The sequence below is a fragment of the Pseudarthrobacter sulfonivorans genome, assembly GCF_001484605.1.
GTDB classification, from domain to species: domain Bacteria; phylum Actinomycetota; class Actinomycetes; order Actinomycetales; family Micrococcaceae; genus Arthrobacter; species Arthrobacter sulfonivorans_A.
In genome coordinates, this window is the sequence record NZ_CP013747.1 from 4,053,645 (window position 1) to 4,068,079 (window position 14,435).

The 14,435-nt window shown below is 62.3% G+C and carries 14 protein-coding genes; 11 read left to right on the top strand and 3 right to left on the bottom strand.

Annotation, left to right across the window (positions count from 1 at the left end):
• Together AU252_RS18375 and rfbB are read right to left on the bottom strand one after the other, a co-directional pair.
• On the bottom strand, window positions 1-1,416 hold the full coding sequence (locus tag AU252_RS18375) for a sugar nucleotide-binding protein (protein ID WP_058931956.1): 1,416 nt from the start codon (window positions 1,414-1,416) through the stop codon (window positions 1-3).
• Between the two features lie 3 nt (window positions 1,417-1,419).
• On the bottom strand, window positions 1,420-2,418 hold the full coding sequence (rfbB, locus tag AU252_RS18380) for a dTDP-glucose 4,6-dehydratase (RefSeq protein ID WP_058931957.1): 999 nt from the start codon (window positions 2,416-2,418) through the stop codon (window positions 1,420-1,422).
• A 56-nt stretch (window positions 2,419-2,474) separates the two neighbouring features.
• Between rfbB and rfbA the strand changes: the two genes are divergently transcribed.
• The gene (gene rfbA, locus AU252_RS18385; protein ID WP_058931958.1) at window positions 2,475-3,344 is read left to right on the top strand and encodes a glucose-1-phosphate thymidylyltransferase RfbA; all 870 of its coding nucleotides are present in this window, start codon (window positions 2,475-2,477) and stop codon (window positions 3,342-3,344) included.
• 63 nt (window positions 3,345-3,407) lie between these two features.
• On the opposite strand, the gene AU252_RS18390 is transcribed toward rfbA, so the two are convergent.
• Window positions 3,408-6,323 carry a GH25 family lysozyme gene (locus tag AU252_RS18390; RefSeq protein WP_058931959.1) on the bottom strand — a complete coding sequence of 972 codons (2,916 nt, stop codon included), beginning with the start codon at window positions 6,321-6,323 and terminating at the stop codon, window positions 3,408-3,410.
• Between the two features lie 272 nt (window positions 6,324-6,595).
• Here AU252_RS18390 and AU252_RS18395 point away from each other — a divergent pair, with 272 nt between their 5' ends.
• The 10 genes from AU252_RS18395 to ftsX all read left to right on the top strand — a co-directional run bounded on the left by AU252_RS18395 (window position 6,596) and on the right by ftsX (window position 14,413).
• A complete protein-coding gene (locus AU252_RS18395; RefSeq protein WP_058933045.1) occupies window positions 6,596-7,819 on the top strand; it encodes a CpaF family protein in 1,224 nt (407 codons plus the stop codon).
• Window positions 7,819-8,673, top strand: a complete 855-nt coding sequence (locus AU252_RS18400) for a type II secretion system F family protein (protein WP_058931960.1) — start codon at window positions 7,819-7,821, stop codon at window positions 8,671-8,673. The genes AU252_RS18395 and AU252_RS18400 overlap by 1 nt, the downstream gene beginning before the upstream one ends.
• The gene (locus AU252_RS18405; protein WP_058931961.1) at window positions 8,670-9,611 is read left to right on the top strand and encodes a type II secretion system F family protein; all 942 of its coding nucleotides are present in this window, start codon (window positions 8,670-8,672) and stop codon (window positions 9,609-9,611) included. The genes AU252_RS18400 and AU252_RS18405 overlap by 4 nt, the downstream gene beginning before the upstream one ends.
• Window positions 9,612-9,692: 81 nt before the next feature.
• Complete coding sequence (locus AU252_RS18410) at window positions 9,693-9,959, top strand: hypothetical protein (protein ID WP_240484225.1); 267 nt, start codon at window positions 9,693-9,695, stop codon at window positions 9,957-9,959.
• A gap of 24 nt (window positions 9,960-9,983) precedes the next feature.
• The gene (locus AU252_RS18415; RefSeq protein WP_058933047.1) at window positions 9,984-10,406 is read left to right on the top strand and encodes a TadE family protein; all 423 of its coding nucleotides are present in this window, start codon (window positions 9,984-9,986) and stop codon (window positions 10,404-10,406) included.
• Window positions 10,407-10,479: 73 nt separating this feature from the next.
• Complete coding sequence (locus AU252_RS18420; protein WP_058933048.1) at window positions 10,480-10,872, top strand: hypothetical protein; 393 nt, start codon at window positions 10,480-10,482, stop codon at window positions 10,870-10,872.
• Between the two features lie 64 nt (window positions 10,873-10,936).
• Window positions 10,937-11,350 (top strand): pilus assembly protein TadG-related protein, encoded by a 414-nt coding sequence (locus tag AU252_RS18425; RefSeq protein ID WP_058931962.1) that lies wholly within the window; start codon window positions 10,937-10,939, stop codon window positions 11,348-11,350.
• Between the two features lie 63 nt (window positions 11,351-11,413).
• Complete coding sequence (prfB, locus tag AU252_RS18430) at window positions 11,414-12,532, top strand: peptide chain release factor 2 (protein WP_058931963.1); 1,119 nt, start codon at window positions 11,414-11,416, stop codon at window positions 12,530-12,532.
• Window positions 12,533-12,707: 175 nt separating this feature from the next.
• Complete coding sequence (gene ftsE / locus AU252_RS18435; protein ID WP_058931964.1) at window positions 12,708-13,502, top strand: cell division ATP-binding protein FtsE; 795 nt, start codon at window positions 12,708-12,710, stop codon at window positions 13,500-13,502.
• Window positions 13,499-14,413, top strand: a complete 915-nt coding sequence (gene ftsX, locus AU252_RS18440; RefSeq protein ID WP_058931965.1) for a permease-like cell division protein FtsX — start codon at window positions 13,499-13,501, stop codon at window positions 14,411-14,413. The genes ftsE and ftsX overlap by 4 nt, the downstream gene beginning before the upstream one ends.
• Window positions 14,414-14,435: the final 22 nt, after the last annotated feature.

Genomic DNA, 14,435 nt, shown 5'->3' on the forward strand with positions numbered 1-14,435 from the left:
TCAGACCCCGTCCTTCAGATACGCGGCCAAGCGCGCGCGGGACATGTCAGGTGCGAAACCGCTCGCTTTGATTTTGTCCAGTGCCAGACTGCTGTTACGGGGACGCGGCGAAGCCGACTTGCCCTCAAAATACACGTCAGTGGACACCCCGGTCACTGATTCCCGCGACGCTCCGGAGAGTTCGTACACATCTGCTGCAATGTCAGCCCAAGACTGCTCGGGACCGTCATTGGTGAGGTTATAGGTGCCGTACGCCGCCCCGGATTCCAACAGATGCCGGATGCCGGCGGCGATGTCGGTTGTGAAGCTCAGCCGGCCGAACTGATCGTCGACAACGGAAGGGTTGATCCCGCGGGCAGCCAACGAAGACATCGTGCGGACGAAGTTGCTGCCATCCCCGATGACCCAACTCGTCCGCACAATGTAGTGCTTCGGTACAACACTGACAACAGCGTCTCCGGCGGCCTTGGTCTGGCCGTAGACTCCCAGCGGCGTGGGTGGCTCGTCCTCGCCGTGGGTCTTCTCCGTTCCGTCGAAGACATAGTCCGACGACACCTGGACGAGGGTAAGGTCGTGTTCTACGGCGATTCGGGCCAGTCGCGCCACCGCTGTCACGTTGACACTCCAGGCGGCCGCACGGCCCTCAGGGGTCTCAGCGTTGTCGACTGCAGTGAACGCGGCGGCGTTGATGACCGTCGAATAGTTCTTCCAGTTGACCGTGGCGAGGGAGTCTTCAGCCGTCAGGTCGATTTCTGCGCGACTGACGAACTCGACTGATGTATCGCCGTCGTACAGGTCCCGGAAGGCCTTGCCGAGCTGGCCGTTAGCACCCAACACAAGAATCTTCTTGGGCGGCATGGGCGTGACGTCGTGCAGGCGGGGGTGGGCCTTGTCCTTGTCGGAAAGTTCTGCCTGCCCCAGGGGGATGGGCCATTGGATGCCTGCCGTTTCGTCGGCAAGGTTCAGGAAGGTGTACTGTCCCTGCGCATCGGCGGACCAGTGGTCGTTGACGAGGTATGTGTACGCGGTGTTGTCCTCGAGCGTCTGAAAGGCATTGCCGACCCCGCGGGGAATGAAAATTGCCTGGCTGGGATCGAGCTCCGCGGTGAAGATGGCACCGAACGAGGGGCCTTCGCGCAGGTCCACCCAGGCGCCGAAAATCCTGCCCGTCGCGACCGAGATGAACTTGTCCCAAGGCTCGGCGTGGATTCCCCGGGTGGTGCCGGCCTTCTCATTGAACGAGACGTTGTTCTGCACCGGGCGGAAGTCCGGCAGCCCCAAGGCCACCATTTTCTCGCGCTGCCAGTTTTCCTTGAACCAGCCCCGGTTGTCACCGTGGACCGAAAGGTCATAGAGGACGACGCCGGGAATCGGCGTTTCGAAGGCGTTTAGTTTTTTGGCGAACTCGATCGACATCGACTACTGGCCCTGTTCCTTGTATTTGGCTTCGGTCTGGGCCTTCTGCGGCCGCCACCAGTCCTCGTTGTCCCGGTACCAGGCGATCGTGTCCTCGATGCCGGCGTCGAAGTTGGAGAACTGCGGTTCCCAGTCGAGTTCGCCGCGGAGCTTGCTCGAATCGATGGCGTAGCGCAAGTCATGGCCCGCGCGGTCCACGACGTGGTCGTAGGCGTCCGGGGCCTGGCCCATGTGCTTGAGGATGAGCTCCACAACATCTTTGTTGTTCTTTTCCCCATCGGCGCCGATCAGGTACGTTTCGCCGATCCGGCCCTTGGCGATGATGGCCAGCACGGCCGAGGAGTGGTCATTCGCGTGGATCCAGTCACGGACGTTCTCGCCCTTGCCGTAGAGCTTGGGGCGGATCCCGTCTATCGCGTTGGTGATCTGGCGCGGGATGAATTTCTCCACGTGCTGGTACGGGCCGTAGTTGTTCGAGCAGTTACTGATAGTGGCCTGCAGCCCGAAGGACCGCACCCATGCCCGGACCAGCATGTCCGAACCAGCCTTCGTGGAGGAATACGGGCTGGACGGGTTGTACGGGGTCTGTTCGGTGAAGCGCTCCGGGTCATCAAGCTCCAGGTCGCCGTAGACCTCGTCGGTGGAGATGTGGTGGAAACGCTTGTTGTGCTTCCGGGCCGCCTCGATCAGCGTGTACGTGCCAATGATATTGGTGTCCAGGAACGGCCGCGGGTCATGCAGCGAATTGTCGTTGTGCGACTCGGCAGCGTAGTGGACCACCACATCGCAGGCCGCAACGAGACCGTCCACCACGGCGGCGTCAACAATGTCACCCTCAACGAACGTGAAGCGGTCCTCCGGGAGTCCCTTCAGAGACTCGATGTTCCCTGCATACGTCAGTTTGTCCAGCACTGTGACGTGATCGTCAGTGTTTTCAAGAACGTAGTGGACAAAATTCGAACCAATGAACCCGGCACCACCGGTAACAAGAAGTCGCTGCATAGTTCCCAAGACTACCGGATTTGCAGCGGCCATTAGCGAAGGGAAAGATGGGGGGCATGCGCGGAATAATACTTGCCGGCGGTACCGGCTCTCGGCTTCACCCCATCACCCTGGGCGTCAGCAAGCAACTCGTTCCTGTCTACGACAAGCCCATGATCTACTACCCGCTTTCGACGTTGATCCTTGCAGGCATTAGGGACATCCTCATCATCACCACTCCTCACGACGCCGAGCAGTTCGAGCGTCTTCTGGGCGATGGCTCCCGTTTTGGCGTCTCCATCAGCTACAAGCAGCAGCCTGCACCGGATGGCCTTGCCCAGGCTTTCGTGCTGGGCAAGGAGCACATCGGCGATGACACCGTGGCCCTGGTGCTGGGTGACAACATCTTCTACGGGCACGGCATGGGCACGCAGCTGCGCCGCTTTGAGAACATCGACGGCGGGGCCGTGTTCGGATATTGGGTCGCGGACCCGAAGGCTTACGGTGTGGTCGAGTTCGACGGCAACGGTAAGGCAATTTCACTCGAGGAAAAGCCGGCAGTGCCCAAAAGCCACTACGCAGTGCCGGGCCTCTACTTCTATGACAACGATGTTGTAGAGATCGCAGAGAACTTGAAGCCTTCTCCCCGTGGCGAGCTTGAGATCACCGACGTGAACCGCACTTATCTCGAGCGCGGCAAGTTGCAGGTTGAAATTCTGCCCCGTGGCACCGCCTGGCTGGATACAGGGACCTTCAATGACCTCAACGACGCGTCGAACTTCGTCCGGACAACGGAGAACCGTCAGGGCCTGAAGATCGGCGCTCCTGAAGAAATCGCCTGGCGTCTCGGGTTCCTCGACGACGACGACCTCCGTCAACGCGCCGAGCCGTTGGTCAAGAGCGGGTACGGGCAGTATCTCCTGAACCTCCTCGAACACGGCCGTTAGGCCGGACACGTTAAAGCCGGAACGCGGGACCCGTAACGGGTCCCGCCTTCCGGCTTTTTGCGTCTATGGCCTGATCTTGGCCCCGCCAAGGGCGGTCCATTCGATCCTGCCACTTTGGAAAGTCTGGGTGCAGCTTTGCCCACCGGTGGTGCATGTCTGCGGCGCCGTGGGGTAGCCGAGGGCGCCGTTCTCGAATCCTTGCCCTGCCCAGGCTTGCTGGATTGGACCCGGAACCATCGGATGGGCGCCGCTGGCAGCTGACCACATGATGGTTCCTTTTTCGAAGTTCTGGAAGCAGCCGCCGTCGCGGAGCCCGCAGACAGATCCGCTGGTCGGGTAGCCCAATGAACCCGATTCAAAACCTGCCTGGGCCCAGCGCGCCTGGATCGGCGCCGATGTAACTGGTTGCGCACCGGTCTGCGGCGACCACATCACAGTGCCCTTTTCGAAGTTCTGGAAGCAGCCGCCGTCGCGCAGTCCGCAAATCTGGGCGCTGGCCGGATAGCCCAGCGAGCCGTTTTCGAAACCTGACTTGACCCAGGCATCCCTGATGGGGCCAAAGTGCAAGGCGTGCGCGCCGGTAGCCTGAGACCACATGACGCTACCGCCGAGATAGTTCTGGAAGCAGCCGCTGTTCCGCAGCCCGCACAGGACGGTCGACGCCGGGTAGCCAAGGCGGCCATTCTCGAAGCCCTCCCGCTGCCAAAGGTCCCGGATCGGCCCGTTGAGGCTTGGATGTGCACCGGTCGACGGGGAATACATCAGGGCGCCTTTGGCGAACATCTGGAAACATCCGTCGTTTGCTAGCCCGCAGTATTTGGGGGAGGTGGGGTAGCCAAGGGAGCCAGTAACGGAATCGTAGGCGTTCCATCCATCACGCATTGCCCCGGCGGTGACCGTTTGGATGGACGTGGCGGCGGAGTAGGTCACGGTGCCGTGCTCGAATGACTGCAGGCATCCGCTGTCGGGAAGGTTGCACACCGCGAAGGACGTGGGATAACCCAGAGAACCGTTCTCGAATCCGGTTTTCTGCCAGTAATCCAGCATCCGGCCGGTGACGGGAAACGCGCCTGTTGCCGGTGAGAACAGTAGGGTTCCACCTTGGAACAGTTGGAAACAGCCGCCGCCGCGGATGCCGCAAACCTCAGTGCCGATCGGGAATCCGATGGGAACAGACTGCGAACGGGCGGACTTCCAGGAGTCTGCCATGCCCATAAAGATGGGCCAGGCTCCTGAAGCGCCCGTCCACGCCACCACTCCACCAACGAAGCTCTGCGTGCAACTCGTGGCATCGCAGGTGGCGTCCGCAGAGGGGTAGCCCAGGAGGCCGTTTTCAAATCCGGCGCGCGACCAGGCGTCAAGGATAGGACCGGATTTCACAAGCTGAGCCCCTGTAGAGCTGCTGGAGAGGACCGAACCTGCCTGGAACAGTTGGAAACAGCCGGAGAGGCGCAGCCCACAGGTGGTGTTGCTGGTCGGATACCCGAGAGGTCCGTTCTCGTAGCCGTTTTTGGCCCAGTAGTCGCGTATCGCTCCGGGCTGAATCAGGGCCGCGCCGGATGTGGACGAGGAAAGAATGCTCCCGCCTTGGAAATTCTGGAAGCAGCCATTGTCCTTCAGGCCACAGACCACATCGCTTGTTGGATAACCAGCCGGGCCGCCTTCGGCCCCGGTGGCCCGCCAAGCTGCCGCGACAGGACCGGCTATCACCGCGAAAGCACCGGAGGACCCTGACCACATCACGGTTCCGCCCTGGAAGCCCTGGTAGCAGCCACCATTCGCGAGGCCGCATACGATACTAGTGGTGGTGTTGCCCAAGGCGGGATGACTGGACCTGTACGCACCGATCTGCTGAGTGGCCGCAGGCGGAATGCCGCTAGAGGCGAAGGCTTTCAGTCCCGAGTAGTCTCCATTCCAGACATTCGAGTCACCCGCCAATGGCCCGGTGCTGCTGTACTGCCAGATACTGTAAGTGCTCCAGCTTGCGGAAGGAACCGGTCCCGCGTTGTTCGTAGGCGAACTCGGGTAGGCAGCGACCCACAGCGGGTAGTCACCAAAACCTGAGGGATTGCCGAGGCACTGATTCCACCAGCTGGTGTTGGTGTAGATAACGGGAACCCGTCCGGTCAATGACTGCATTGTGTTGCCGAAGTCGCGGACCCAGGAGCCCAGCTGTGCAGGCGACATGCCGTAGCAGGTGTTGCCGAAGTAAAAACCGTTGATAGTACGGCCTTCGTAGGGGTTGAACTCGAAGTCTAGGACAGGCGGCATGGTGTACCCGTCGGCGGTCCAGCCACCACCGTTTTGTACGAAGTAGAGTGCTTGGTCTGCTCCGGAGGACCAGTTGGGGATGGCGAAGTGGTAAGCCCCCCGAACCATGCCGACATTGCGCGAACCCTGATACTGCGAACTATAGGACGGGTTCGTATAGTAGTTGCCCTCGCTCGCCTTGACGTACGCGAATCGAGCGCCCATGTTCCACTGGTGCTGCCAATCCACGCTGGGCTGGTGGCCGCTTACGTCCAATCCTTGGATACCAAACGTCGGCATCCAGGTGCCTTCGGTTCCGAGGGCCTCAGTGCTGAGCCTTTTAAAGCTGGTGCTTGAAGATGTCGCGGCCACCCTGGCGGACCGTTGGCCCATTTCCGCACCGCCGACGCCAACAGCCTCAGCCATGGACTCGTTGATGCTGGCAGATTCCGGAGCAGGAGAGGGTGCGGCCGTCGGAGTCGGTGCGACTGATGGCACGGGTGCAGCCGGCGCAGGTGTTGGAGTCGTAGCTGATTCCGGGACCTGCGTCGATACCGCCGATGAGGTCGGAGCCGGCGCGGACGTTGAACCGGTCGTGGGCGTCGGGGTCGGTTCAACAGCGAAGGCGACGCCAGCAAGCCCGGGGCCCGCCAGAAGAGCGGCAGCCAAAACTGCTGTCCCGAAGACTTGCAGGAGGGGACGATGATTGTTGGGCTGGTTCCGCTTCATTTTGGCTCCGGAGACAATGAGGCGCGAACTTAAGCGCGTCACTAGTGGGTTGCAGTTCAGGAGACGCTGAACTGGTTACATCGAGACTTAACGCGCCTACCCTAACACCGCAGTGTCTGCAGTAACCAGAGTTTCCGCTGTTGCCAATGTGAAAGATGCGTCACTGTTATCCACAGCCCGACTCATATGACTTGGCGGCGTGCTGTACGCTCCCTAGGCTGTACCCAGTTGAACTGCCTCCGCCGGGGGCGGCAGTTGTATTGGGGAACTACATGGACGCTGTGCGAATCGTGGAAGACGAAGTCCGCGAGCTGATCCGCCGTCGGGGTCTTGATCCACTGCGGCAGGCGGGCGAGGTCCGTCGTCTCGTAGAGGCGGCTGTCAGCGACTACGACGAACGGGCCCTGATGGGGCCGCTCCCTCCGATTGGTCCGCTGGAGGCCGCCCGCAGGTTTGTCTTTGATGCGGTGGCCGGCTTCGGTGTCCTTCAGCCGCTGCTGGACGATCCGACCATCGAGGAAGTCTGGATCAACGCGCCCAACGAAATCTACGTCGCCAGGAACGGCGAGTCGGAACTGACCTCACTCAGCCTCACGGACCAGCAGGTTCGCGATCTCGTGGAACGCATGTTGAAGAGTTCTGGCCGCCGCCTGGACATGTCATCGCCCTTCGTGGACGCAGCCTTGCCTGATGGTTCGAGACTCCACGTAGTTATTCCAGATGTCACCCGCAGGCACTGGGCCGTGAATATTCGCAAGTTCGTGGTGAAGGCCAGCCGCCTGGAGCACCTGGTCGAGCTTGGAACCCTGACACCACAGTCCGCCCGATTCCTCGGTGCAGCGGTGTCCAGCGGACTGAACATCCTCGTGTCGGGCTCAACCCAGGCTGGCAAGACCACCATGCTCAACTGCCTGGCAGCGAGCATCGGCAGCCGTGAGCGCGTCATTACGGTCGAGGAAATCTTCGAACTCCAGTTCCCGCTCCGGGACGTCGTCGGACTCCAATGCAGGCAGCCCAACCTCGAAGGCGAAGGCGAGATCCCACTGCGCAGGCTTGTAAAGGAAGCCCTCCGGATGCGCCCGGACAGACTAGTGGTGGGAGAGGTACGGGAAGCGGAAAGCCTGGACATGCTGATCGCCTTAAATAGTGGCCTTCCGGGGATGTGCACCGTCCATGCAAACTCAGCCCACGACGCCGTGACCAAGATCTGTACCCTTCCGCTACTCGCCGGTGAGAATATCTCGTCTGCCTTCGTCGTCCCTACGGTGGCGTCCTGCATCGACCTCGTGGTCCACTGCAGCCGGCACGCCAACGGCCGCCGCCAAGTAACCGAGATCCTTTCCCTCGGCCGGCGCGTGGAAAACGGCGTCATCGAATCCTCCATGGTTTTCGCCATGGAGGATGGCCAGCTGCAGCCGCGGGCCAACTCCATGCCGGCGGCGGAGAAGTTTTCCCGGGCAGGGTACGACGTCGCGGCGCTGCTGGACCCGCGCTGATGGCGCCTCTGGTAGGGGTGCTTGCGGGCGCCGGGCTCTTCCTGATCTGGTGGTCGTTCTGGGAAAAGCCGGCAGCGCTGAAGCGCCGCCCGCGGGCCAGCCGCCTCGAGGACCTGCTGGCCTCCGCCGGAATCGAAAAGGTCACCGGGACGGGCCTCGTGGCCTCATGCTTGGGATTGGGCATATTTGTGGCTCTCATCCTCTTTGTGGTCAGCCGGTCATGGCCTATATCCGTCTGCTTCGGACTTTTCGGCGCCTGGCTGCCCGTCAGCATTGTCCGGTGGCGGGCGAACAGGAGAACTGCCGTCCTACGCCAGCTCTGGCCGGACGTGGTGGACCACCTGCGCTCGGCCATCCGCGCCGGGCTTTCACTGCCGGAGGCCCTGATCCAGCTGGGGGAGAAAGGCCCCGAGGAGCTTCGGCATGTTTTCCGGGACTTCGGAGCCGACTACCGCGCGGGCGGGCAGTTCGATGCCTCTCTTAATAAACTCAAGGACCGGCTGGCGGACCCGGTGGCGGACCGGATCGTCGAGGCACTCAGGCTGACCCGTGAAGTGGGCGGTTCGGACCTGGGGAAGCTGTTGGGCACCCTTGCGGAATTTCTCCGGGAAAATGCTCGGACACGCAGCGAGCTCGAGGCCCGGCAGTCCTGGACTGTCAACGCCGCCAGGCTCGCGGTTGCCGCCCCCTGGATCGTTATGCTCCTCCTGGCCACCAGGCCTGAAGCCGTGAACGCTTACAACACGCCCATGGGAGCCGGCGTCCTCCTCGGCGGGCTCGTGGTGTCGCTGGTCTGCTACTCCATCATGCTCCGCATCGGCGCCCTTCCGCAGGACGAACGGGTGCTGCGATGAACGGGATCTCGGCGACTGCGATTGTGTGCGGCATCGTCCTCGGGACGGGCCTTTGGCTGATCTTCGTCCGGTTGCCCTTTATGCGGCCGCTCACATTCGTCGAGCGCATCGATCCGCAGCTGAAATCGCAAAACCTTGAATCGCGGTTGCTGCGGGCCAGCGGACAGAACGCCACGCCATTCGGACCGTTGGAACGGATCGTGCGTCCCCTGCTCCACGACGGACTCGCAGCCTTGGGGAAGCTGAACCTCGGGTCAAAGGCGCTGACCCGCAGGCTCGCCCAAGCCAGCATCAACGAATCACCCATAGATTTCCGGGCCGAACAGCTCCTCTGGGCCACCGCTGGATTCGCCGCCGCCGTGGCCGCCGTGGTGCTGGGCGCGGTAGCCGGCCGGTTCAGTCCATTCCTCGCGGTTGTGGCCGTCCTCGGAAGCGCGCTCGGCGGCTTTCTCTTCCGTGACTTCTGGTTGGGCGTCCAGATCAGCAGGCGGGAATCCCGGATGATGGCGGAGTTTCCCAGTCTTGCCGAGCTCATGGCCCTGGCTGTCGGTGCCGGTGAAAGTGCCACGGGGGCCCTGGACCGCGTCTGTCGCAGTGCCAGTGGCGAGCTGGCCAAGGAGTTTTCCAAGATTCTTGCTGAGACCAGAGCGGGAAAACCGCTGGTGGAAGCGCTCCAGGAGTTTTCCTCGCGGACAGATCTGGGGCCGCTCGTCAGATTTGTCGACGGAATCATCGTCGCGGTCGAGCGGGGCACACCCTTGGCAGATGTGTTGAGGGCTCAGGCCCAGGACGTCCGGGACACCGCAAAACGGGACCTCATGGAGTCGGCGGGCAAGAAAGAAATTGCCATGATGGTTCCTTTGGTCTTTGGTGTCCTGCCCTTGACAGTGGTTTTCGCAGTGTTCCCCGGCATCGCGGCCATCAGCATTGGACTTTAGCCATGAGCATCGCCAAGCCGTCACAGCCACTAACCGCCACATGACTTCCACCGCGTCATTTACACAACGAATGGGACCGAAATGAAAAACATGGGAATCTCGGGCAGCCTGCTGCTCCTCGCTTTGCTGGCCGGCCTGTGGGCACGGACAAGTGAAACTGTGTCAGGCCGGAGGTACGCAGCGACAGATCCAGACGTGCCGGCCCAAGACGACCCGGAACGTGGCGACGTCCCCGGTTGGGTGATGATCACCTTAATGTCCGCAGTCTTAGTGGCGGCGTTGCTGGCTCTCGCCGGCCCAGCCCTCGAAACGATGTTCAACCAGGCCATGGACAAGGTCGGAAAGTAAGTCATGATGGGCGCCAGCCAATGCATGCCCAGCCGGGAACCGTGCCGATCCCGGATCGGCGCTGAGCCGGGCTGGCGCACGGATGAACGCGGTTCTGGCGTCGTGGACTTCGTCCTCGTGGGTGGCCTGCTCACCATGTTTTTTCTGGCGATAATCCAGCTGACCCTGGTCCTGCACGTCCGCAACACACTGATCGACGCGGCAGCCTCAGGGGCACGTTATGGAACCCTCGCAGACCGGGGAGCGTCAGATGCCCAGGAACGGGCGGCGACGCTCATCGAGACTTCCCTGAACGCTGAGTTCGCGCAGGACATCACAACTGCCGAAATGACGTTCCAGGGCCTGCGGACCCTCGAAGTGACCATCAAGGCTCCCATGCCCGTCATCGGGCTGATCGGCCCCCGGGACCTGCTCGAGGTGAAAGGCCATGCCGCAATCCAGCCCTGACACCTGGCGTTCCTGCCTACGCAAGCGATTCAGCGATGCGCTCCGCAACGAGCACAGGGAAGATGGGAGTGCAGTGGTCGAATTCACCTTCCTCGCGCTGCTCCTGATGGTCCCATTGGTCTACTTCATCATCACCGTGGGACAGATCCAGGGTGGGTCCTTCGCCGTGGTCGGCGCCGCCGACCAGGCCGCGAAGGTGTTCGTCGCCCAACCGGATGCAGAGTCTGCCCAGGCTGCTGCCGAACAGGCAGCCCTCATCGCCCTCGCGGACTTCGGCCACGATGCCGAGCAGGCACGCGTATCCACCCGCTGCGACCCTGCCGACTGCCAGGCTGCGGGCACGGCCATCACCGTCACGGTCAACCTCACTGTCCCGCTGCCCTTCGTGCCATTCAACGAGGACTTCAGGCTCAAGGCCAGCGAAGTTGAAGCCGCGTCCACCCAACTGGTGGGCAGGTTCCGGTGACCCAAAAGTGACGCACAAAGCGATCCCCGAAGCCACGCAGAGCGATCCAGATGAGGGCGGCCAGATGATCGTCATGATCATCGGCTACGTCGCGCTGGCCCTCCTGGTGGTCACAGTAGTCATCGGCATCTCCAGCGTCTACCTCGAACACAAGCGGCTGTTGTCCCTGGCCGACGGCGCCTCGCTGGCCGCCGCCGACAGCTACACCTTGGGCGAGGTCGGCGGAGAGGGCGGGAGCCCCTCAGCCGTACTGGGCCCTGGACGCGTCCGCAGCGTTGCGGCCGACTTTATCGCGCGGAGCCCGTCGTCGGCCCGGTTCGACGGGTTAGCCGTTTCAGCGGCGACCGGCAGCCCTGACGGGTCCACCGCCGTCGTGGTTCTCAGCGCTGTTGTCCACCCGCCGGTGGTGAACTTCCTGGTGCCTGATGGCATCAGAATTGAAGCGGCCTCCACGGCCCGTTCCCGGCTCACGCGCTGACCGGAAGCGGAGAAGTCAGGAGAAGTCCGGCACTCCGGCCGGATGGCGTAGGCTTAAACAACCATGGCCAATATTGATTTTTCCGCAGAAATCCGCGCTCTTCGCGCCACCTACACCTCCATCGAGCGAGTCAGCGATGTTGAGGCTCTGAAGGAAGACATCGCCGAACTGAGCGAACGCGCCGGCGAGCCGGACCTGTGGGATGACCCCGCCGCGGCGCAGAAGATCACCTCCCGCCTGTCGCACCGCCAGTCCGAGCTGGAGCGGCTGAACAGGCTGGTATCGCGGATCGATGACCTGGAAGTGCTGGTGGAGCTTGGCCAGGACGAGGATGACGCCGATTCCATGGGCGAAGCTGCAACCGAGCTGGAGTCCATCAGGAAATCCCTGAAGGAACTCGAAGTAGTGACGCTGCTTTCCGGGGAGTACGACGAACGTGAAGCCGTGGTGTCCATCAGGGCCGGGGCCGGCGGCGTTGACGCCGCAGACTTCGCCGAAATGCTCATGCGTATGTACCTTCGCTGGGCCGAACGCCACGGGTACCCCACCACCGTCATGGACACCTCCTACGCCGAAGAGGCGGGACTGAAGTCCGCAACGTTCGAAGTCAAGGCACCGTATGCGTTCGGCACGCTCAGCGTCGAAGCCGGAACCCACCGCCTGGTGCGGATCAGCCCGTTCGACAACCAGGGCCGCCGCCAGACGTCCTTCGCCGCCGTCGAGGTCATTCCGCTCATCGAGTCAACGGACTCCATCGACATACCGGACAACGAGATCCGTGTGGATGTGTTCAGGTCCTCCGGTCCCGGCGGGCAGTCGGTTAACACCACCGACTCCGCCGTCCGGCTGACCCACATCCCCACCGGCACCGTGGTGTCGATGCAGAACGAAAAGTCGCAGCTCCAGAACCGGGCAGCAGCCCTGCGCGTTTTGCAGTCCCGGCTCCTTCTCCTGAAGAAGGAGCAGGAGGACGCCGAAAAGAAGGCGTTCGCCGGCGATGTCAAGGCATCCTGGGGCGATCAGATGCGCTCCTACGTCCTGAACCCGTACCAGATGGTCAAGGACCTCAGGACCGAACACGAGGTAGGCAACACCTCCGCCGTGTTCGACGGCGAAATTGACGACTTCATCGACGCCGGGATCCGCTGGCGCACCGACAACCGGAACGCCGAGAAGTCGTAGCTGCTGTGCCTACCCGGTAGGCCTGATCGCGCGACACACCCCCGAAGCCCCCGAAAACCGGCCAAAAGCCTGCGTATAGTCGAGGAGCCGGAGCTCTACTTCCCCCAAACGAAAGCCCGTGCGCCGGCTGCAGATCTGGGCTGTATCAGCCGTGCCCTGCAGGGTATTTAGGGCCATGATCCGATTCGAAAATGTCACCAAGGTCTACGACCATACGGCCCGGCCTGCCCTGGACGATGTCAGCCTTGAGATTGACCGTGGTGAATTTGCCTTCCTCGTCGGCGCTTCCGGATCCGGAAAGTCCACCTTCCTGCGGCTGGTGCTGAAGGAAGACCGGGCCTCCTCGGGCGCCGTGTACGTCGCCGGGCAAAACGTCGCCAAGATCTCCAGCTGGCGCGTGCCCAGGCTCCGCCGCGGCATCGGCGTCGTCTTTCAGGACTTCCGGCTCCTTCCGCAGAAGAGCGTGTTCGCCAACGTAGCCTTCGCGATGCAGGTCATCGGCAAGAGCCGCAGCGTCATCCGCGACACCGTCCCCGAAGTCCTGAAGACCGTGGGCCTGGAAGGCAAGGAAAACCGCCTTCCGCATGAGCTTTCCGGCGGCGAGCAGCAGCGTGTGGCCATCGCCCGTGCGGTAGTCAACCGCCCCGGCATCCTCCTCGCCGATGAACCCACCGGCAACCTGGACCCCACCACCTCCATGGGCATCATGGGCGTGCTGGACAAGATCAACCAGAACGGCACCACCGTGGTCATGGCCACGCACGATGACGACATCGTCAACGAGATGCGCAAGCGCGTTGTAGAGCTCAGGAATGGCATCGTCATCCGCGACGAGGCCAAAGCTTTGTATACCTCCATGATCCCCGTGGTGGGCCAGTCCCGCAGGCTCAGGGACGCCAGCGGCCGGGACGAATCCCAGCCGCCCGCATCAGGGGAACGCAATCCGGGCGCAGGGGAGGAGCAGCGATGAGGTTGGCTTTTGTCCTCGGTGAGATCGGCAGCGGACTGCGCCGCAACGTTTCCATGGTGGTCTCGGTCATCCTGGTCACCTTTGTCTCACTGACGTTCGTGGGTGCCGCAGGCATGCTGCAGCTCCAGATCAACCAGATGAAGGGCTACTGGTACGACAAAGTCCAGGTTGCTATCTTCCTCTGCAGTGACGGTTCGACGGCGGCCGGTTGCGCCACCGGGCCGGTCACGCCGGAGCAGCAGGACAACCTGCTGACCCTGCTCGAATCACCCGCCGTGGCCCAATACGTCAACGATTTCCAGTTCGAGTCCAAGGAAGAGGCTTACAAGCACTTCAAGGAACAGTTCTCGAATTCTCCGATCGTGGATTCCGTCACGCCGGACCAGCTCCCTTCATCGTTCCGCATCAACATGAAGGATCCGGAGAAATACCAGATCATCAGCGAGACGTTCTCCTCGCAGCCGGGCGTCGAAACGGTCATTGACCAGCGCCAGCTCCTGGAGCGGCTCTTCTCGGCCATGAATGCCGCCTCCCTGGTTGCGGTCAGCATCGCCGGCGTGATGATTATCTGTGCCATCCTCCTGATCGCCACCACCATCCGGCTCTCGGCCTTCAGCCGCCGCCGCGAAACCGGGATCATGCGCCTGGTGGGCGCGTCCAAGATCGTCATCCAGCTGCCGTTCATCCTTGAAGGGGTGATTGCGGCGGTGATCGGCGCCGCCCTGGCATCCGGCACGCTGTGGGCGGTGGCGCACTTCTTCCTGGGCGAGTACTTGTCCAAGCAGTATCCGGATACGGCGTTTATCTCGCCGGGCCAGACGCTCATTCTTGCGCCGGCCTTGCTGATCCTTGGCGGATCTTTGGCAGGAATTTCGTCGCTCTTGACCTTACGCAGATATTTGAAGGTCTAGGCTGTGCAAACCGAACAAGGAA